Raw genomic sequence first — 21,085 nt, 5'->3', positions numbered from 1 at the left:
TATAATAGCATTCATTTATTATAAAACCATTATAACCTTAATATATATGTTCAGTATTTCATCTAAATATACCCATCCAAATGAATATATATTAACCAAATAAACTAAATATATTATTTGTCTTTTTAATAAAAATTAATAAGAATAACCAAGGTCAGAGTTTTGAATAAACTTGTTCAGTAAAACTATAGGCAAAGGATTGATTGTATGCTGACATTACTTGGTGTTGGCATGATTTTGTGCTTCATGTACTTAATCATGTCCAAACGTTTAAGCCCTATTATTGCTTTAATTCTCATCCCGTTTATTTTTTCTCTCATTGCTTGGGGCCTAGGTCATTACTTTGAAAGTTTAAGTCACATTGAACTTAAAGGTCTCAGTGAGATGATGCTGGATGGCATCAAAAAATTAGCGCCAACTGGCGTAATGCTTTTATTCGCAATTTTGTATTTTGCCTTAATGATCGATGCAGGTCTTTTCGACCCACCGGTTAAATGGATTTTGAAAAAAGTTAAAGGCGATCCTTTAAAAATTACTCTAGGAACTGTCTTTTTAACCACTCTCGTTTCTTTAGATGGTGATGGCTCAACCACCTATATGATCTGTGTGGCTGCCATGTTGCCACTTTATCAACGTCTAGGAATGAACACACTCATCATGACTGCACTTATGCTGTTATGTAGTGGTGTAATGAACCTAACACCATGGGGTGGTCCTACTGCTCGTGCTGCAAGTGCGTTACAAGTTGATCCAAGCCATATTTTCGTACCGATGATCCTTCCAATGATCATTAGTATTGGTTGGTTATTCTTCTTGGCATATTTATATGGCCGTTATGAGCAAAAACGTTTAGGCGTGATTGAGCTTGAAAGTCATCATGGTGACAATATTACCGTGTCGAAAGACCCTGAAGCGACGCGTCCACATTTACGCAAAGTAAATATGGTACTTACTATTATTCTCATGATTGCATTAATCAAAGGCATTTTGCCAATGTCAGTGCTATTCATGCTAGCGTTCTGTATTGCAATGCTGATTAACTATCCTGATGTTGATATGCAGAAAAAGCGTATCGCAATGCATGCAGATAGTATTTTAGCTGTTGTAGGTTTAATTTTCGCAGCAGGTATTTTCACAGGTATTCTATCTGGTACAGGTATGGTTGAGGCGATGTCTAAAGAATTCGTCGCAATGATTCCTCCAAGCATGGGTCCATATCTTGCACCGATTACCGCTTTAGTCAGTATGCCTTTGACATTCTTTATGTCAAATGATGCATTCTTCTATGGCGTTTTACCAATTCTTGCTGAAGCGGCTTCACATTACGGTATTAGCCCAGAAGCTATTGCTCGTGCATCAATTGTAGGCCAGCCAGTACACTTGCTATCACCTCTTGTTCCTTCAACTTACTTGTTATGCGGTCTTGCTAAAGTTGACTTTGCAGATCATCAAAAGTTCACATTTAAGTGGGCATTTATAACATGTATGGTTTTGATGGGCACTGCATTAGTGATTGGCGTTTTCCCGCTCTTTAGTACACTTTAATTATTCCCCTAAAAATAAAAGCCCCAAACGGGGCTTTTATTTTTATTTATTTATATACTCAATCATGGCGTCTAAGAACGCATGAAAGTGCAAGCTAATATCTTCTTCTAAAATTTTATAGGCATTATCAAATTGCACCATTGGCCAACCTTCTTTCCAAAATGGGAAGATGTCATGTAAGTCATGAGTAACTATTGCATCTTCTCGAACAATCGCTTGTGAAATTTGTGCCAAAACTTGCGCTGTTTCTGCACCATCAATAGCTAAATAATCAATACCACGCGCTTTTAAAATACGAATTCGATCTTTTTTATAGCGAATTTTTTTAGCTTGAGCTGCATTTAAACCTAGTGCAAGAGTAACTGCCTCTACAAACTTTTCTTCAAAATTTGTATTCAGTGCCACTAAAGCCTGTTTATGTGCTTCCTGACGTCCTGCTTTTCCCCCGTTACGGATGATCTCATTTGCTTCCGTATCTAGCTTATCTTTTTTCATCGACTGTAAAATGTCTAAAATTTCGATATCGCTTAAAGATTCAGGAGATTGCTCAAACATAGGAGTCTCTATACATACAACTAAAGGCGTATTCTCTCATAAAAGCGATACTAAAGCAGAGTAAAATTTTAAATAGCCCATTATCTTGACTATTTTTATAGTCCTAACTTCATAGACTACACTCATAAAATCAAATAATTCTTTGGTTATAATTTTAATTATTTGCCAAATTAATTTTACCCTGATAATATTATTTTACCCAGATAAAAATATATGGCTAAAATGAATACTAAAATCACCTATACTGCCTTCACTGGAAGCACGCTTATTGCGAGTGACTCCCTCATTGAACTTGCAAAAAAACTAAAAACCCTTCCTAAAACAACAGAAAATATTCTGATTTTTAATGATCAAACAGGTCAACAAATTGATCTTGATCTTTCTGGTTCGGAACAAGAATTTCATCAACGTTATGGTGAACCGGAAGAAATTAAAAAAGTTGGACGACCTAAACTCGGAGTAATTTCTCGTGAAATCACTTTACAGAAAAAACATTGGGATTGGTTAGATCAACAAAGTGCGAGTGCATCAGCAGTAATTCGTAAGTTAATTGATAAAGAGTTAAATAACCCAAATTCTGAAGGTAATATTATGCTCGCTAAACAAGCCATCGACCGTTTTATGTCTGCCATGTTGGGCAATATGCCAAATTACGAAGAAGCAACACGTGCCTTATATCAAGGTGATCGAGATATATTTTTAAAGATGATTCAGAGCTATCCCAAAGATTTAAGAGAATATTTAACTTTAAAAACTCAAAGTATTTTCTAAACCCAATAAAAAACCCGCTTACGCGGGTTTTTTCAAAATCAATTCAGTCTATTAAAGACGAACTAATTCCACAACTTTTTCAGCTGCCTCTTCAACGGTTTCAGCAGTAACTTCTGTATCCGTACCTTCCACAGAAGTTGTGATAACCACAACACCTGTCTCACGCAATAAAGTAATTTGTTCAGCAGTTAAGTTGGCTTTTGCAATCGCAACTACACCTTGTTGGATCAATAAACTTTCTAAAACTTGAGCTTTCTCGATTAACTGTGCAGAAATCCCAATCACCGCTGGCTTTTGGCCCAAACGTGCAGCACGATCTTCAGCTGTTACAGGATTGCTATGTGCAGTCCATTCAACAGCAGCCTCAACCATACCTGCACCAACAGTTACGTTGCTTAAGCGGTCAATGAAGATGAATGAACCTGTATAACGAGAATCTTGATATTGATCAAACACAACTGGCGCATCGAACTCAACTACAACATCTGCAATTGCATTTAACTCAAGCTCTTCCACATGAGTATGTTCAAGTGTATTCACATTCACTCGATAGTGAATATTAGTGACTTTAGCAGGAACAGTCTGGGTACCAATCTTAACGTTGTATAACTTACCTTTCACGAGCGGATGTTCATTCATCCACACCACTGAAGCACGAACACTACGTGAAATTAACGGTTGCTCGCCAGCACGTACCAAAACGTTACCACGGCTAATATCAATTTCATCATTCAGAGTCAATGTAACCGCTTGACCCGCTACAGCCTGCTCAAGGTTTCCATCAAAAGTAACGATTTCTTTAACTGTTGAACGCTTACCTGATGGCAGTGCAACAATCTCATCACCAACATTGATTTCACCTAAAGCAACAGTACCCGCAAAACCACGGAAATCAAGGTTTGGACGATTTACATACTGAACAGGGAAACGGAATTCGTGTTTGTTTGATTCACGACTAATTTCCACCGACTCAAGAATGCTCATCAAGGTTTGACCCTTGTACCAAGGCGTATGAGCTGATGGATTTACAACGTTATCGCCATTTAAAGCAGAAATTGGTACAAACTGAATATTGGCAGGACGGCGCTCACCTAATTGGCTTACGAAAGCATCATATTCAATCTGAATTTCGGTAAAACGTTCAGATGAATATTCAACCAAGTCCATCTTATTGATTGCAACAACGATATTTTTAATACCAAGCAAACTTGCAATAAACGTATGGCGACGAGTTTGAGTTTGCACACCATAACGCGCATCAATCAAGATGATTGCCAAGTCCGCAGTTGACGCACCTGTTGCCATGTTACGGGTATATTGTTCATGCCCTGGGGTATCAGCAATAATAAACTTACGCTTTTCCGTCGAGAAATAGCGGTAAGCTACGTCAATGGTAATCCCTTGTTCACGTTCTGCTTGTAGTCCATCTACTAGTAATGCCAAATCTGGTGCATCACCCGTAGTTCCTACTTTTTTACTGTCACGTGTTACTGCTTGCAATTGATCTTCATAAATCAATTTTGAATCGTAAAGTAAACGCCCAATAAGCGTACTTTTACCATCATCTACGTTACCGCAAGTCAAAAAGCGTAGAAGGTCTTTTTGTTCATGTTGCTTTAAATAGGCCAAGATATCTTGGCTGATTAATTCTGATTGATGAGACATTGCTCAAACTCCACAAATTTAGAAATTGTCTTAGAAATAGCCTTCTTGCTTTTTCTTTTCCATTGAGCCCGCTTCATCATGGTCAATCATACGACCTTGACGCTCAGAACTCGTGGCTAAAAGCATCTCTTGGATAATTTCAGGTAACGTATCTGCTTCAGACTCAACTGCACCAGTTAACGGGTAACAGCCAAGCGTACGGAAACGTACAGACTTCATCTGTGGAACTTCACCCTCTTTTAAGCGCATACGTTCGTCATCAACCATGATTAACGTACCACTACGCTCTACCACTGGACGAACAGCAGAGAAATAAAGAGGAACAATTTGAATATTTTCTAAATAGATATATTGCCAGATATCCAACTCTGTCCAGTTCGATAATGGGAATACACGAATACTTTCGCCTTTGTTCACTTTACCATTGTAAAGGTTCCAAAGTTCAGGACGTTGGTTTTTAGGGTCCCAACGGTGTTTACTATCACGGAATGAATATACACGCTCTTTCGCACGTGATTTTTCTTCATCACGACGTGCACCACCAAAAGCAGCATCAAATTGATATTTATCCAAAGCCTGTTTTAAAGCTTGGGTTTTCATAATATCTGTATATTTTGAACTACCATGATCAAATGGGTTGATCCCAGCTTCACGGCCTTCTTTGTTTTGATGAACAATTAAGTCAAAACCATGAGTTTTTGCCATGTTATCGCGAAACGCGATCATGTCTTTAAACTTCCAACCCGTATCTACATGTAATAATGGGAATGGAAGTTTAGCTGGATAAAATGCTTTTAACGCAAGATGAAGCATAACAGCCGAGTCTTTACCAATTGAGTAAAGCATGACTGGGTTTTCGAATTCTGCAGCAACTTCACGGATGATATGAATGCTTTCCGCTTCAAGCTGTTTGAGATGTGTGAGTCTTGATTCAGTCATGAACACGTCCTTCTCTATCCATTTTGCCCATAAAATCTAGAAGTAGTATTAAACCACCACCTAGAAGACCATGTGGAGGAACGAGTGCCATAACAACTCCAATTTTTCGTGATAGATAATCCAACCACAAGCCTTTATATGGCTTATAGCATTAGTTATGCATTATAGTGATTTAAAACCGATTCCTTTTGCTTGTTTTTTCATATTGATATTCGATTTAATCATATACATGTAATATGCTGATTCACTTGCATAACTTCACAATCCTAGCTTGTGTAGTCAACTTAAGCAAATCATGTTCTAGTCTTTAGTTTTCTTTAAAAACCATAAAAAAGAGAAGCTTTGATGGCTTCTCTTTTCTAAAACATGATCTATTCTTAGAAACCAAACATTTTACGTTCTAATGGAATTTCAATACCAATAGACGCACCAGCATCATTACCCTCAAGATCCGAGTCACTTACCCACCCATTAATTTTTAATGGAAGATCAGGTTTGATGAAATGCGTCCAAGTTAAATCAAGGGCTTTGATTTCATCATCTTTAGGGAATGCTTTATTGATTGCTAAGTTAGATTGGTTAACTTTAACCACCATAGCGCGACCACTTAAACGGTTCATGACATCAAAGCGGATATCGCCACCCACCGAATACATTTGCCCATCACCACCCATCGCGTGACCTAATGGGAAACCATGTTGGTAATAACCATCTTTATAAATATAATGGTTATAAGAAATACCTTTTACATCACCATTGGTGCGAGTATCAGCCCATTCTGCATAAAGTTGATATGGTATATCATTGTAGCTTGACGAATAATCAACCCCAGCTAAATACATCTTTTTAGATGGGAGTAACCCAGCCTCATCTTCACCTACATATTGTCCATAAATACCAACAGGAGCATTTAAAAGAGATTGCAGATTCAAACGAGCATCAAATCCAGCAATTTGGTTAGACCTGTCTTCAGACGCATCATAAACATTATCATTACCTTTAATCGCATTCCATAAAGAATCCCAACTTTCAGAACGTCCCTCACCACCCCATTGTAAAGTTCGGGAAGCACCTAGTTCTAAATAAGGTAACGGTCTTGCAGTTACACGTAAGCCTAATAATTTAGCATCTGGTATTGCTTTATAATCATCTAATTGACCAGCAAATGCTTGGTATTGCCAAGGCCCAATCCAAGACAACCATTTTGTCTCAAAAGCATTTTGCACAGCACGTTGTGCAGTTACCCCATAAACTGGTCGACTAGCATCACCACGAATTAAGCTACCATCGTGTCCAGGTCCCCACCATGTTGGAATTTGACCTGCAACTACCCATTGATTCCAAAGTTTACCAGCGACATATGAACCTTCACCATTAACGTCTTGTCCATTATCAATTTGAGGATCTTTTTCTGCATTTACTCGGATTTTAGCATCCCAGTTTTCACCGCCAGCATTAAACTCTAATGAACCTTGATATTGAGCTTTTTGGTTATCACCGAATGCTTGAGGAATATTTTTGATATCAGTTTCAGCAAAAGCACCCACTTTAACTGTATTGTTATCTGCTTTTAATGCATTAAGTACTGAATTAATAACTTTTTGTTGAGCTGGATGCGTCACTTTTGCTTGAGAAAGTGCTCTTTGAATTTCATCACCACTTAACGGCCAAGTTGAGGTGCTAATACTGATAACACCTTGTTGATTTAACCAGTTTAAGTCAGTACGTAAGTCTTCATTATTTAGCACTAAACCTTGTGCAAAAATAGCGGATGAAGCAGTTGCCAATATTGCAATCGAAAGTGTTTTTCTTAGAAACATGCCAGCCAATTCTCAAAGTTATTTATGAGCAACACCTTAAATTTTTTATCACAACTTTGCAATTGTTAAACTGTGCAATTACATTTTTTAACGCTATCTTAAGATTAGTATAAATAGGTAAGTTTTTAGATATAAAAGGTAATAAAAAAGACAGTATAAATACTGCCTTTTTGCATTTTAGAAGATTAACCTTCTTTACGGCGCATATGCGGGAATAAAATTACATCACGAATACTTGGTGCGTCAGCAAATAACATGACTAAACGGTCAATACCAATACCTTCACCTGCTGTTGGAGGTAAACCATATTCAAGTGCTTCAACAAACTCTGCATCGTAATGCATTGCTTCATCATCACCAGCGTCTTTTTCAGCAACTTGCGCTTGGAAACGTTCAGCCTGATCAATCGGGTCATTTAACTCGCTGAAGCCATTTGCTAACTCACGACCACCGATGAAGAATTCAAAACGATCTGTAACGTGTGGATTGTCATCATTACGACGCGCCAATGGAGAAGTTTCCGCTGGGTAATCAGTAATAAATGTTGGCTGACGAAGTTTAGTCTCAACAGTTTCTTCAAATACGATCGTTTGAAGCTTACCTAAACCAAACCCAGGCTTAACCTCTTCTTTCAATTCTTCACGAATAAATTTTGCAAGAAACTCGCGATCACCTACATTTTCAGGTGTGAACTGCGGATTATTCTCTAAAATTGCATCGAACATAGAGATTTTCTTGAATGGTCCTTTGAAGCTAAATACTTCACCTTGGTAAGGAACATCAGTTGTACCTAGAATATCCAAAGCCAACTTTTCAAGCATATTTTCAGTCAATGCCATTAAGTCTTTATAATCAGCATATGCCTGATAAAACTCGATCATCGTGAATTCAGGGTTGTGACGTGTTGACACCCCTTCATTACGGAAGTTACGGTTAATTTCGAACACACGCTCAAAACCACCCACAACTAAACGCTTCAAATAAAGTTCAGGTGCAATACGTAAGAATAAAGGCATATCCAAAGCATTGTGATGTGTTTCGAATGGACGTGCAGAAGCACCACCCGGAATCACATGCATCATTGGCGTTTCAACTTCCATGAAACGTTCGTTGTTTAAGAATGCTCGGATACCTGCAACAACTTTGGCACGGATTTCAAAAGTTTTACGTGTTTCTTCATTCACAATTAAGTCAAGGTAACGTTTACGGTACTTAACTTCTGTGTCATTTAAGCCATGAAATTTATCTGGTAACGGACGAAGAGATTTTGTAAGAAGTTCAAAACCTTCTAGATGAACATATAAGTCACCTTTGCCTGAACGTCCGATATAACCTTCGGCAGCAATAATGTCACCAAGATCTAAACCTTTAATGGTTTCAAGAATATCTTTTGGTAAACCTTTACGGTCAACATATAACTGAATACGACCTGTCATGTCTTGAATCACCATGAAAGAACCACGGTTTAACATGACACGGCCAGCCACTTTTACATAGACATGCTCAGCGCTTTCAATTTGTTCTTTCGACTGATCTTTAAATTGTTCTTGTAGATCAGCTGCGTAATGTTCACGCTTAAAAGTATTTGGCCAAGGACTCTTTCCAGTTTCCTTTGCAACATCTTGGATTTGCTTTAATTTGGCATGACGCTGTGCAATTAAATCGTTTTCGGAAATAGTTGGTTCAGAAGTCGATTGAGCGTTTTGTTGCGTCATCTCTGCCTCGATTAAGTAAAAATGAAGTGGCATAGCTTAACAGATTGCAGGAGTTTTTCGAATGATTTCAATCAAAAAAAAAAAAAAAAAGACAATTTAGGGAAACGAGCCGTACTTTTTAAAGGCAAAATGACTTAGACCAATCGCTAAGATCATTTTTTAAAGCTTTTAGTAAAATATAAAAAAATCCAAATAACCTCGATATTCAAAGGCCCTTTTTGCCTTTTATTTTATCAATGAGATTGTGTCGTAAATAATGAAAATTCTATTTTTACATGGCTTGGATTCTTCTCGTGAATCGACAAAGTTCCACGCCATTTTACATCCTGAAAAATTTTGTATTGACGTTGATTATCGTAACCTAAGTTATGCGTCTGTTGAGTACTTCTATCATCAGGCTATTCAGACGATTAAACCAGATTTACTGGTTGGTCACAGCCTTGGAGGATATTGGGCCTTAAAAACTGCCGCTCAACATAAATTAGCTGTGATTGTGGCAAATCCAAGTCTTACGCCTAGTTTTCGACCTGATTATCCTCAGCTTTCCGAAGAGGAACTTACCCTCTCTAATCCTAAAATGGCTTATTTAGAATTAGGAGATGAGCAACTTGATATGTATCAGGTTCAAGAAACACTTGCCCCCTACATGAATATTGAAACCTTTGAAGGCGGACATCATCGTTTGGCCTACCCTTCTCGTATCAATGATTTGATTATGAAAATTTATAAAAAATATTTGGCTTAAATTGATGGCGATTGCCTATTTTCCTTCTGCCAATTTCTTGATTACATCAAATCCTTGAACGAAGCCACTTTTCAACATACCCATGTATTCAGGTAAGGTGGCTAATTCAACTTTTAAAGTAGTTACATTATCGTATTGGCTCAAAAAATATTTTTCTTGGGAACCACTCCAGCCTTTAACTTCTTCACTTTCTAAATCTTCCTTACCGTCCTTAATCATTCCTAAATGTTTAAAAATCAATATTTCCGGCTTTTTCAATTCTTCAATGGTGGAGACCATGCCATTGCCTTCACCATCTAGAAAATAAGTTTTACCACCGATTTGCCAATCGGTACGCATTGAAGAGTCTGGGGCAAAGAATTTTGTCCAAGCATTATATGTCTCGTTATTCCAAAGTAATTCCCATACTTTTTCTATAGGTGCCTCAATTTCTACTTCGTATACTAAATTTTCCATACTTAAGTTCCCTGATTTATTCCGTTCTTATACTGTCGAATTTTAATTTTCGCGTTTAATAATGACATCTGTTGAATCTTTATTTGTTGTTATTTAGCTTTCTTATTATATAAATCTTTTAAATGAGCAGACACTTTTTATTTCTCAATAATTTCACAAACAACATTAAGTTTAAAATTAACGTTAAGAATGTATTAGTTATTATTAGTTTATGCTCAAGTTTTGCCTAAAAAACCACTTATTTGTCCTAACCTGCCATTCATCTTTGCTTACGAATGATTAAACTCCGTTATTTACTTTACATTAAATGTAGAACTGCGTAAAAATTTGATATCCGATCAAAGGCACATTGGTTATTATTGACCGGATCGTGGTTACATTATTAATAGATGGAATAGTTTTACTGAAAGGCAGCTTTGAGCAAACTTATCAGTGCGGAGAGTCTCATGAAAAAATATCAATGTATCGTTTGTGGATGGATTTACGATGAAGCAGAAGGTTGGCCACAAGACGGCATTGCAGCTGGAACAAAATGGGAAGATATCCCTGATGACTGGACTTGCCCTGATTGCGGCGTTTCAAAAGCTGACTTCGAAATGATCGAAATCTAATGATTTAAAGCAAAAGGCCATGATTGACATGGTCTTTTTTACGAATATTACCCATTACCGTATTAATTAAACAATTCTAACTCTGGAGAGAAAAATGCATCCTATCGTCATTATCGGATCAGGCATGGCGGGGTATACCTTAGCACGTGAGTTTCGTAAACTTAGCCCAGAGCAAGAACTTGTGATGATTTGTGCGGATGATGCAGTGAATTATGCAAAACCAACATTATCAAATGCATTTGCAGGTAAAAAAGCACCTGAACAGATTGCTTTAGGTGATGCTGCTAAAATGGGTACCCAACTCAATATGCGTATTGAGCCTTTCACTTTTGTAAAAGAAATTTTAGCTGAACGTCATGAGCTTGTTCTTGAAAAAGACGGGGTAATTTCGAATCAACCCTATTCAAAACTGATTTTAGCGGTTGGTGCTAACCCAATTCGTCTTGCAATTGCAGGCGATGGTAGCGATGACATTCATGTAGTGAACTCGCTAATTGATTACCGTGCTTTCCGTGAAAATCTAGCTCAACGTAAAGACAAACGTGTTGTTATTTTAGGTGCTGGCTTAATTGGTTGTGAATTCGCCAATGACTTACTTCACAGTGAATATGACATTACTGTCATTGATTTGGCACCTCAACCATTAGGTCGCTTATTACCAGGTCATATTGCTTCTGCATTCCAGCAAAATCTCGAAGAGGCTGGTGTTAAATTTGCGTTAGGTACAACCGTTGAAAAAGTCAGCAAAATTAATAATGGCGAAGATTATGCGATTACACTCGCAAACGGCCAAACTTTGGTAGCCGACATCGTTCTTTCAGCCATTGGTTTACAGCCAAATATTTCACTTGCTAAAAGTGCAGATATTCAAACAAGCCGTGGAATTATTACTAATAGTTTACTTGAAACAAATCAAGCCGATATTTATGCAATTGGCGATTGCGCTGAAGTAAATGGCACGCTACTTCCGTATGTAATGCCAATTATGCAGCAAGCTCGTGCTCTTGCAAAAACCCTCAGCGGACAACAAACTGCCGTGCACTACCCTGCTATGCCAGTTGCAGTAAAAACTCCTGCAGCTCCACTTACAGTGTTACCAGCTCCAGTGGATGTAGAAGTGAACTGGGAAACAGAAGAGTTCGACGATGGTATGCTTGCTAAAGCAATTGACAATGATGGAACATTGCGTGGTTTCGTATTGTTAGGTGCAACAGCAGGTAAACAACGCTTAACTTTAACAAAGCTTGTTCCAGATCTTATTCCAGCCCAAGCATAAGGTTTGAATCAGGAATACTCTTTTGTGAGTATTCCTTTAAGGAATGAATAACATGAATAGTGCCTTACAGTTTAACATTTCGCCGTACACATCTTTCATGCAAGAAACCAAGGTCAACTTAGGCAATGGTATTGAGCTACATGTAGAAGTAGGTGGAAAACCGGAACATCCAACCATTTTGCTGATTATGGGTCTTGGCGCTCAAATGCTTTTCTGGCCGGATTTCTTCTGTAAATCACTCATTGATCAAGGTTTTCGTGTTATTCGTTTTGATAACCGTGATATTGGCCTTTCTTCAAAAGTACGTCATGAAGGTAAACGGTTAAATACGGTTAAATTGATGGGTCGCTTTGCGCTCGGACTAAGTAATCAAGGTGCCCCTTATACTCTGCATGATATGGCAGATGATGTATCAATGCTTATTGACCGCTTAGGCGTGACTAAAACACATGTCATTGGTGCATCAATGGGCGGGATGATCGCTCAAATTCTTGCAGCAAAATATCCTGAAAAGGTTGAGAAATTGGGGCTCATGTTTACAAGTAATAATCAGCCTTTTTTACCCCCTCCTTTTCCGAAACAGCTTTTGAGTTTAATTGGCAAACCTGAGTCACGTGACGAAGATGGTATTGTTAATCACAGTTTAAAATTATTTCAATTGATTGGTTCACCTGGTTACGTCAACCAGATTGAAGCAATGCAAACTGCACGCAAACTTTATCAACGTAGCTATTATCCTGCTGGTGTACTTCAACAGTTTTTAGCAATATTATGTACAGGCTCCTTACTTCAACTGGACCGTGAAATTAAGCAACCTGCGTTAGTCCTGCATGGCTCTCGTGATCGCTTACTTCCACCTAGTCATGGTAAGGCTGTAGCAAAAGCAATTTCCGGTGCTAAGTTTGAATTAATTGATGGAATGGGGCATGATATCCCTGCACATTTTATTCCTCAGCTTAGCGGTTTATTTGCGCATCATTTTAAATCATCATACTAGGACACTATGGCTGCATTACCCTCACTAAGACAGCTATCATATTTAGTTACGTTGTCGGAAACTTTGCATTTTACTGAAGCAGCACGCCGCTCTTTTGTCACGCAATCGACGTTATCAGGCGGCATCATGGAGCTTGAACGATTATTAGGTGGCGTTCTGGTAGAGCGTGACCGTCAGAATGTGCGTTTAACACCATTGGGTGAACAAGTTGTTGCTCGTGCCCGTGTATTACTAGCAGATGCTCAAGATTTAATGCGATTGAGCCGTGAAATGAGTGAACCGTTAACAGGTGATTTGCATTTGGGAGTTATCCCAACCATTGCACCTTTTATCCTGACACGGTTACTTGATGAAGTGCATCAGCAGTTACCTAAAATTCAGTTGCATCTGCATGAAGCTCAAAGTGAAAAAATTGTAGAGCGTCTAGAACACGGTAATCTAGACATGATTGTTCTTGCTCTACCGTTTGATACTAGAGGCCTAAAAGTCGCTGAAATCTCGAAAGAAAATTTGTACCTTGTATGTAGTAAGCAAGATACAAATGCTTTGCAAGCAAACTCACTAGATGATCTTGATTTATCGAGATTAATTTTGCTTGAAGAAGGCCACTGTTTACGTGACCACGTTTTAAGTGCATGCCCTATCGGTGAACGTAAAAACGACAACCGTTTAAAAGCAAGCTCTTTACCAACTTTAGTTGAAATGGTTTCTTCTGATTTAGGTTTTACGCTTTTACCAGAAATTGCAATTGAAAATAGTATGATTAAGTTTAATGATCAAATTACTGCAAAACCAATTGAAGATGCCCCGAGTCGCACTTTAGCGCTAGTCACTCGTAAAAGTACGCCGCTACAAAGTGAATTCGACGTGTTACTGCAAATTATGCAGAAAATCACGACAAACCTACATGAATAAAAAAAGGAGTCTTCGGACTCCTTTTTATTTTATTGAGGTGTAAGAGATGCCCACTTAAACACCCAAGCAGATTGCATATTCAAACTATTATCAGAAATAATTTTTTCTCTAATAATCTGTGCTATAGCATAGTCGTTGGCTGGATCTATCATAACTCGTACCCCTTTAGTGGTTGAGCTGGTTACGACCTTATAGCCCTTTGCTTCAAGCTGTGACTGAATCTTATTTGCTTTATTTTGATTAGAAGCTAGCGCAACTTGTACCATCCATTTTTTTTCACCATTTTCTAAAATTTCTTTAGCGATCGCAGCATCAAGTTGTTTTTTATTTTCAGAATTTTTCTTTTCTTCTACTTTTTTTGTGTGAACTTCCTCATTTTTCTTTTGCGTTAAAAACTCATCTTGCTTTTGTTTTCTTTTTTGGATGATTATTGTTTTATTCCTTACCTCACTCTTTTTAGTTTTATCACTGGAAACGGGTGCAAAATAAGGATATATCGCTTGATCATCAAACCTTTGAAATACGATGATATCCCCATAACACTTCTGATCTGCGTAGGCCGCCACTGGCATTATCCCCAAAAGTATTCTAATAAGTAAATTTCTAATAAAGCATTGCATCTTATTCATTTACCGAAGTTAAGTATATTTAATGCGGCGTATTAAAGTAGATTTCACATGATTTGTATATTTTTAAAATTCAATGTTTTATGGGGAAAATCACATATTTTAAAAACATCTTGCTGTGCTTCAAATTATTATCGTTTACCCAACAACCATTTAGAAAAACTAATTAAAATATTTTGAATTTCAGGGAATTAAAAAAGCCGACATTTTGTCGGCTTTTTTAATTCAATTTAAAACTTATTACTTAATCATTTCTAATAGCGTTCTTTGAGCATTATGCAATTTTTCACCCTCTGCTGGCTCAGCACGCACCCAAGTACCATCTGACTGTAACAACCAAGCTTGCTGGTTATCTTGCAAATAGTTCACTAGGCCTTGTTGATAAATACGTTTTTTCAATGCAGGATCTTCCACAGGGAAACATGCTTCAACACGGTTAAATAAATTACGATCCATCCAGTCTGCGCTTGAGCAGTAAATACGTGCATCACCATTATTGCTGAAGTAATAAACACGGGTATGTTCAAGGAAGCGCCCTACAATTGAACGTACACGAATATTTTCTGATAAGTTAGGCAAACCTGGACGTAAACAGCAAATAGAACGAATAATCAAATCAATCTGAACACCCGCTTGAGATGCTTCATATAATTTATTGATCAATTGAACTTCCGTTAAGGCATTCACTTTCACAATAATTTGAGCTTTACGTCCTGCCTTAGCATTGGCAATTTCTTCATCAATAAAGTTGATGAGCTGAGCATGTAAGGTAAATGGTGCATGTAATAGCTTTTTCAATTTCGCCATTTTGCCCATACCAGTCAACTCTTGGAAGATACGATGCACGTCTTCACAGAGATCTTTATCGGTCGTCATGAGACCATAATCGGTATAAATTCGAGCATTCATTGCATGGTAGTTACCAGTGCCTAAATGAACGTAACGCACAAGTTTGTTATTTTCACGGCGCACCACCATAATCATTTTGGCGTGAGTTTTATAACCAACAATACCGTAAACAACGACAGCCCCCGCTTCTTGTAAAACGTTAGCTACTTCAATATTTGATTCTTCATCAAAGCGGGCACGCAATTCAATAACTGCGGTCACTTCTTTTCCATTACGCGCTGCTTCCGCCAAAATCTGTACAATTTCAGAGTCAGCACCACTACGGTAAAGCGTCTGCTTAATTGCCAATACTTGTGGATCGCGAGCAGCTTCACGAAGTAGCTGAATCACGGGAGCGAAAGATTCAAACGGATGATGAAGCAGAATGTCTTGCTTCTGCATTGCAGAGAAAATACTCTCGGTTTTTTTAAACACTTTAGGCACAACCGGCGTATGTGAGTCATAACGCAAATGAGGGCGTTTAAAATTTGAAACCAGACGAGCTAAGTTTACAGGTCCATCAACTTTATATAATTGCTCATCGGTTAAATCAAATTCTTCTAATAAGTACTCATAAATATGCTGTGGACAATTATGAGTCACTTCTAAGCGAACCGCACGACCAAAACGTCGAGAACTTAATTCACCTTTTAAAGCTTTTGCTAAATCTTCAACATCTTCATTTAATGCCAAGTCAGCATTACGTGTAACACGGAATTGATAACATCCAGTTGCGGTCATTCCAGGGAATAAATCGGACACATGCTCGTGGATAATTGCAGATAGCATGACATGATGTTCTTTACCACCTGTTAACTCATCTGGCAGGCGGACAACGCGAGGTAATGAACGTGGGGCTGGAACCACGGCTAAATCAATTTGACGGCCAAAAGCATCTTTACCTTCTAAGGTAATAATAAAGTTTAAGCTCTTATTAACGAGACGTGGGAACGGATGCGCTGGATCTAAGCTAATTGGGGTTAATACAGGTGCAACTTGTTCTTGAAAATACTTCTTAATCCAAGCTGACTGTGCTGGCGTTAGTTCACCACGACGGAGGAAGCAAATATCTTCTTCACGTAACTTAGGTAAGATTTCTTCATTTAAAATACGATATTGACGTTCAATCGCAGCATGAGCAGTTTCAGAGATTTTTTGTAAGACTTGTCTTGGCGTCAAACCATCAGGGCTACGACTCTCATTGCCCAGAGAAAATTGCTCCATCACCCCCGCAACACGAATTTCGAAAAACTCGTCTAGATTACGAGAAAAAATGAGCAAGAAATTCATTCGCTCAAGTAATGGATGTAAAGGGTCTACCGCTTGCTCCAATACACGCAAATGGAAGTCAAGAATAGACAATTCACGATTTATATAACGGTCATTATAACTATATTCTGTTGGGGTCGTTGGTGTAATCGCTGTATTCATGTCTAACTCAATTCTCTATCCAGCCAAAATCTCTATAAAACAGTATGCTGCAAAAATATGACAATTTGGTAAAAACTAAAAAATTTACACATCTTTAAAACATCATTATTCAGGAATCTGGGTGCTATTCATATAACGTAGAATAACGCGTTTTCTATATTGTAGTTTACGATCGTTGCGGTGATCTTGATAATATTTCGGATCAGGCAATAATGCGGCCAAAAAAGCAGCTTGTTCGCGCGTTAAGCTTCTCGCACTTTTACCATAATAATATTGCGCGGCTGCTTCTACACCATATCGATTCTTGCCAAATTCAACAGAGTTCATATATACCTCAAGAATTCGGCGTTTTGACCACATCCGCTCCATCATCCAAGTTGCGATAGTTTCTTGGCCTTTTCGAATAAACGAACGCTTATTGTATAAAAACAAGTTCTTTGCCAGTTGTTGAGACACAGTAGAACCACCCGCAACAACCTCTCCTTCTTCATTATTCCGCTCTAGAGCAAAACGAATGCCATCCCAGTCAAAACCATGGTGATGAATAAATTTTGCATCTTCCCCAGCTAAAATCGCATGCTTGAAATTGTCGCTAATATCATCATAGTCAAGCCATTCATGAATGATCGGCTCTGAAGTATCTGACCAATAATCAATTCGCATAAACATGGTGGTATCAACTTCATGTGTACGCCACCAAACCAAACTTGAGAAAATCCAAAGTTGAATAAGGAGAATTGCCCCAATAAAAATTAACAACACGCGAACAATAAAAGCTTTCATGTTCGTCCTGATCTCCTGTATTCAACTTTTTTCATGTTAAGCTGTTAAGCATGTTCATATATAACAAAAGCATAGCATGACTCAATATCAGCCTCCGCACATTAATCGTAAACTCAATGTACAAACTTGGTGGCTGACCACCTTATTGATCTTGATTAATGTAGGTTTGTTTGTCTGGCAAATTGCAACTGGTGTCGATATTAGCGGCCCAGCCATGAAAGATGCTATTCATTGGGGTGCTGATTTTACACCACTTACTTTTTCTGGGCAGCCTGAACGCTTATTTACCAGCATGTTTTTTCATTTTGGTCTTGTGCACCTCATGCTTAACATGTGGGCCCTCTATATTTTCGGTAATGTTGCAGAGTCTCTATTTGGTCGCTTCTATTTTATAGGCATGTATTTACTCGCAGGTTTATTCGGTAGCCTTCTCAGTAGCTATATGACTATTCAAAATGGGCATGAATTACTGCAAAATTTTGATCAGAGCTTACTTCCACATGTCAGTGCAGGTGCTTCGGGTGCCGTGATGGGATTAGGTGCTGCGTTAACAGTACTTTCTCTATTTCCCCCGCTGCCGCATCAAGCCTACATACTCGATAAAAAAGCTTTATTAATGGTTATGGCCATCAACCTTATTTTTGGTTTTGTCGCAACTGGTATTAATAATGCCGCGCATATTGGCGGCATGATTATTGGAGCATTTCTTGCACTGATGTGGTACTTAAGCTATGTCAGCAAGTTAAAAACTATACTTAAAATTTTAGGTTTATTAGGTGCAGTAATCATTACTGGTGGTTTTTATATGTACTGTGTACAAATCAACTCACCGTTACTTCCGCTATGGCATGAAATCATCATCCAGAACCCTGACATTATTCCTTAAACTACAATTGGTTTAATTCTCTTAAACTTTGTAAAGGTGGTAAATTACAGAGATAGCCTAGTCGATAACGACCAATCAAAGCACAAACCAGCATCATGCCAAAAGGTAAAATCAGCCAGATTTCAATATGCCATTGTATTGCCATATTCATTTTATAACTTGCGATCGCACTAATCACTTCTGCAAAACAGCAGGCAACTATGCCTGCTAACAGACCTAAAAACCCAATCTCAAAACTGAGCATTTGCTTCATTTTATTTTTAGATAAACCAAATGAACGTAACAAAGCAACTTCACGGCGTCGCTCATCCATTAATAAATTTAGACAAGCAATTAAAACGAGTATTCCAGAAAAACCAACTAATGCCGCTAGAACAGTTACTATTTTGACCAAAACATTCATTAAGCGCTTTACTTCATCTAATATTCGATCAACATCAATAAATACTGTATTTGAGAACTGCTGAATAATAGTGATCATTTTTGGTTGATCTTGCTTAGGTACATAGAAACTACCTAAATAGCTTCCAGCATTTTCGTCTAACGTTTTAGGTGAAAAAATAAAGAAAAAGTTAGGGCTAAAGCTTTCCCACTCGACACTCCGAAAATTCACAACTTTGGCCTGTAAGTTGCCTTCGGGCAAACTAAAAGTAAGCTTATCTCCAATTTGGATTCCCAAACTTTCGGCAGTTTTACTTTCGACTGAAACTTGCCCTACGCCATTAAACTGGGCTTGACCATTTGTAATGACATTGTCATTTGGTAGTAGATTTGATTGAGTCAAATTCAGTTCACGGCGCAAAGAATTATTTTGCTTTATAGCCTCTTCTGAAAAAGGCATATCATTCTTAGCTAACAATCGGCCACGAATATTTGGATAGAGCGGCGTGCTTTGCCAGCCATTCTGCTTTAATTGTTGCTCAAATGCTTTTAAATCAAATGGAGGTAATCCATAAACAAATTGATTCGGTGTCCCTTCTGGAAGTTGTTGCTGCCAACGCTCTAATAAATCTGTTCTTAATACACTGAGTACCGTAATGAGGCTTAAGCCTAAAGCCAATGCGGTAATTTGTAAGGCGCTTTGTGATGGCGAACGAATATAAAAAGACAATCGATTTTTCAGCTTTTTTAAGCTACGAAGCAATAGCCAAACAACGGTATACAGCAAAATACAAAGAACAATAATTGCCGCTAAAACCAGAATACTGAGCATTAAGTTTTCACTCAACACCAAACTAAAAACAACTAGGCTAGTGATTCCTGCAAAAAACATAAAAAATAAAGATTTGCGAGATTTGGCTTGCTCCCGAATAACACGAATTGGAGGTGTATTTAAAAGCTCCCAAATGCTTGGCAAAATAAAACCAAGCAGCACAATCACGCTGGTAAAAATCGCAATTGGTAAAGGCCCGATTAAAAGAGGTACAACCGAAAAACTTAACTCTAATTGAGGGATCAATTGCAGCATAAGTTGCAGCAGACCAAACCCCATGATTAAACCCAATAGGCTTCCCAGCACAATTGAAATCGCACTGACAATACAAAGCAATCCAATATATGCCCACAAGATTTGGAACTTACCGGCGCCTAAGCATCTAATAAGTGCAATATGATCTTGGTTTTGTTGAACATATCTTTGACTCGTTAAAGCGATGGCAATACCACACAATAAAATCGTTAAAATATTGGCCAATTGCAAAAAGGTATCTAAATTTTCAAGCGGACGTAATAATCTACTGTTCGATTCACTTGCATCACGTAAACGCAAGCCAGCCGCTTCATCTACATCTTTAGAAGGTTGATGCTGTTGCTTAAATTGCTTTGAAAATGACTGAACCTGTTCAGGGCTCCCTGCCATTAATAAACGATAGTCAATTCTGCTCCCTGTCTGAATCGCATGAGTCTTAGCAATATCGGCTTGATGAATAATAACGGTTGGCGAAAAGCCCGAAAAACCGAGCTCCTGATTTGAATCACGCACAATCACGCCACTAAAACGGAAGGTACCATCAGCAATAGAAACAGTATCTCCTAGCTTTACTTTAAGTAAATCGGCTGCTCTTTGACTTAGCCAAACTTCACCAGATTGAATCGCTTTAGCACTTGGTTCAATTTCCAACTGTCCTCTGAGTGGAAATAAAGGCTCAATTGCCTTTACATTCACCATCACAAACTGATCTTGGGTATGTGCCATCGAGCTAAATATAGTGACATTAGTTTGCTTTAAACCAAGCTGCTCAGCTTTCTTTTTCCACTGCTGTTCGATAGGCTCGTTATTCGACAGAACTAAATCAGCACCCAGCATTTGTGAAGCTTGCAGACTGACTGCATTTTTAACTTGGTCATTACTAAATTTCAGGGCTGTCGTTGCACTGATCGCAAGCGATAGAGCAATAATGAGTAGATATAATCCACCCGTACGAAAACTCTGTAGCAAAATTGGTTTGAGAAGATTACGCAT

The 21,085-nt window shown here is 38.2% G+C and carries 20 protein-coding genes; 9 read left to right on the top strand and 11 right to left on the bottom strand.

Going from position 1 to position 21,085, the window contains the following annotated elements; translation table 11 throughout:
- The first annotated feature begins 207 nt into the window (after positions 1 to 207).
- Positions 208 to 1,545, top strand: a complete 1,338-nt coding sequence (locus J690_RS17500; protein WP_002117607.1) for a CitMHS family transporter — start codon at positions 208 to 210, stop codon at positions 1,543 to 1,545.
- Between the two features lie 42 nt (positions 1,546 to 1,587).
- Here the strand turns inward: J690_RS17500 and J690_RS17495 are convergent, their stop codons facing one another.
- Positions 1,588 to 2,100 carry a hypothetical protein gene (locus J690_RS17495; protein ID WP_002117749.1) on the bottom strand — a complete coding sequence of 171 codons (513 nt, stop codon included), beginning with the start codon at positions 2,098 to 2,100 and terminating at the stop codon, positions 1,588 to 1,590.
- A gap of 213 nt (positions 2,101 to 2,313) precedes the next feature.
- Between J690_RS17495 and J690_RS17490 the strand changes: the two genes are divergently transcribed.
- The gene (locus J690_RS17490) at positions 2,314 to 2,871 is read left to right on the top strand and encodes a DUF2239 family protein (RefSeq protein WP_081405222.1); all 558 of its coding nucleotides are present in this window, start codon (positions 2,314 to 2,316) and stop codon (positions 2,869 to 2,871) included.
- A 51-nt stretch (positions 2,872 to 2,922) separates the two neighbouring features.
- Here the strand turns inward: J690_RS17490 and cysN are convergent, their stop codons facing one another.
- The 5 genes from cysN to lysS all read right to left on the bottom strand — a co-directional run bounded on the left by cysN (position 2,923) and on the right by lysS (position 9,010).
- Entirely contained in the window at positions 2,923 to 4,536 is a 1,614-nt protein-coding gene (cysN, locus tag J690_RS17485; RefSeq protein WP_032037232.1) for a sulfate adenylyltransferase subunit CysN, read from the bottom strand.
- A 30-nt stretch (positions 4,537 to 4,566) separates the two neighbouring features.
- Entirely contained in the window at positions 4,567 to 5,475 is a 909-nt protein-coding gene (cysD, locus tag J690_RS17480) for a sulfate adenylyltransferase subunit CysD (RefSeq protein ID WP_000140408.1), read from the bottom strand.
- A complete protein-coding gene (locus J690_RS23970) occupies positions 5,468 to 5,599 on the bottom strand; it encodes a hypothetical protein (protein ID WP_002117520.1) in 132 nt (43 codons plus the stop codon). The genes cysD and J690_RS23970 overlap by 8 nt, the downstream gene beginning before the upstream one ends.
- Positions 5,600 to 5,852: 253 nt before the next feature.
- Positions 5,853 to 7,295: a capsule assembly Wzi family protein gene (locus tag J690_RS17475; protein ID WP_032037230.1), complete on the bottom strand. Its 1,443-nt coding sequence runs from the start codon at positions 7,293 to 7,295 to the stop codon at positions 5,853 to 5,855.
- Positions 7,296 to 7,480: 185 nt separating this feature from the next.
- Entirely contained in the window at positions 7,481 to 9,010 is a 1,530-nt protein-coding gene (lysS, locus tag J690_RS17470; RefSeq protein WP_002117806.1) for a lysine--tRNA ligase, read from the bottom strand.
- Between the two features lie 256 nt (positions 9,011 to 9,266).
- Here lysS and J690_RS17465 point away from each other — a divergent pair, with 256 nt between their 5' ends.
- Positions 9,267 to 9,755 (top strand): YqiA/YcfP family alpha/beta fold hydrolase, encoded by a 489-nt coding sequence (locus J690_RS17465; RefSeq protein ID WP_014206073.1) that lies wholly within the window; start codon positions 9,267 to 9,269, stop codon positions 9,753 to 9,755.
- A gap of 15 nt (positions 9,756 to 9,770) precedes the next feature.
- Here J690_RS17465 and J690_RS17460 read toward each other — a convergent pair whose 3' ends face one another.
- The gene (locus tag J690_RS17460; protein ID WP_016144634.1) at positions 9,771 to 10,211 is read right to left on the bottom strand and encodes an SRPBCC family protein; all 441 of its coding nucleotides are present in this window, start codon (positions 10,209 to 10,211) and stop codon (positions 9,771 to 9,773) included.
- 446 nt (positions 10,212 to 10,657) lie between these two features.
- Between J690_RS17460 and rubA the strand changes: the two genes are divergently transcribed.
- The 4 genes from rubA (at position 10,658) to oxyR (ending at position 14,010) form a co-directional block, all read left to right on the top strand.
- On the top strand, positions 10,658 to 10,822 hold the full coding sequence (gene rubA / locus J690_RS17455) for a rubredoxin RubA (protein WP_000760495.1): 165 nt from the start codon (positions 10,658 to 10,660) through the stop codon (positions 10,820 to 10,822).
- Between the two features lie 94 nt (positions 10,823 to 10,916).
- Positions 10,917 to 12,098: a rubredoxin reductase RubB gene (gene rubB, locus J690_RS17450; protein WP_032037227.1), complete on the top strand. Its 1,182-nt coding sequence runs from the start codon at positions 10,917 to 10,919 to the stop codon at positions 12,096 to 12,098.
- A gap of 52 nt (positions 12,099 to 12,150) precedes the next feature.
- Entirely contained in the window at positions 12,151 to 13,095 is a 945-nt protein-coding gene (gene estB / locus J690_RS17445) for an esterase EstB (RefSeq protein WP_002117541.1), read from the top strand.
- Between the two features lie 6 nt (positions 13,096 to 13,101).
- Positions 13,102 to 14,010 carry a LysR family transcriptional regulator OxyR gene (gene oxyR / locus J690_RS17440; protein WP_002117503.1) on the top strand — a complete coding sequence of 303 codons (909 nt, stop codon included), beginning with the start codon at positions 13,102 to 13,104 and terminating at the stop codon, positions 14,008 to 14,010.
- Between the two features lie 29 nt (positions 14,011 to 14,039).
- Here the strand turns inward: oxyR and J690_RS17435 are convergent, their stop codons facing one another.
- Positions 14,040 to 14,630: an SPOR domain-containing protein gene (locus J690_RS17435; RefSeq protein WP_032037225.1), complete on the bottom strand. Its 591-nt coding sequence runs from the start codon at positions 14,628 to 14,630 to the stop codon at positions 14,040 to 14,042.
- A 57-nt stretch (positions 14,631 to 14,687) separates the two neighbouring features.
- Here J690_RS17435 and J690_RS23965 point away from each other — a divergent pair, with 57 nt between their 5' ends.
- A complete protein-coding gene (locus J690_RS23965) occupies positions 14,688 to 14,816 on the top strand; it encodes a hypothetical protein (protein ID WP_081405220.1) in 129 nt (42 codons plus the stop codon).
- A 60-nt stretch (positions 14,817 to 14,876) separates the two neighbouring features.
- Here the strand turns inward: J690_RS23965 and ppk1 are convergent, their stop codons facing one another.
- Positions 14,877 to 16,955, bottom strand: coding sequence for a polyphosphate kinase 1 (gene ppk1, locus J690_RS17430; protein WP_032037223.1), 2,079 nt, complete (start codon positions 16,953 to 16,955; stop codon positions 14,877 to 14,879).
- Positions 16,956 to 17,060: 105 nt separating this feature from the next.
- Positions 17,061 to 17,738 carry a monofunctional biosynthetic peptidoglycan transglycosylase gene (gene mtgA, locus J690_RS17425; RefSeq protein ID WP_002117784.1) on the bottom strand — a complete coding sequence of 226 codons (678 nt, stop codon included), beginning with the start codon at positions 17,736 to 17,738 and terminating at the stop codon, positions 17,061 to 17,063.
- Positions 17,739 to 17,814: 76 nt separating this feature from the next.
- Between mtgA and J690_RS17420 the strand changes: the two genes are divergently transcribed.
- On the top strand, positions 17,815 to 18,624 hold the full coding sequence (locus J690_RS17420) for a rhomboid family intramembrane serine protease (RefSeq protein ID WP_032037221.1): 810 nt from the start codon (positions 17,815 to 17,817) through the stop codon (positions 18,622 to 18,624).
- Position 18,625: 1 nt separating this feature from the next.
- Here the strand turns inward: J690_RS17420 and J690_RS17415 are convergent, their stop codons facing one another.
- A complete protein-coding gene (locus tag J690_RS17415) occupies positions 18,626 to 21,085 on the bottom strand; it encodes an ABC transporter permease (RefSeq protein WP_032037218.1) in 2,460 nt (819 codons plus the stop codon).

The sequence above is a fragment of the Acinetobacter sp. 742879 genome, assembly GCF_000588535.1.
GTDB classification, from domain to species: Bacteria; Pseudomonadota; Gammaproteobacteria; order Pseudomonadales; family Moraxellaceae; genus Acinetobacter; species Acinetobacter pittii.
This window is presented reverse-complemented; position numbering and strand designations above follow the sequence as displayed.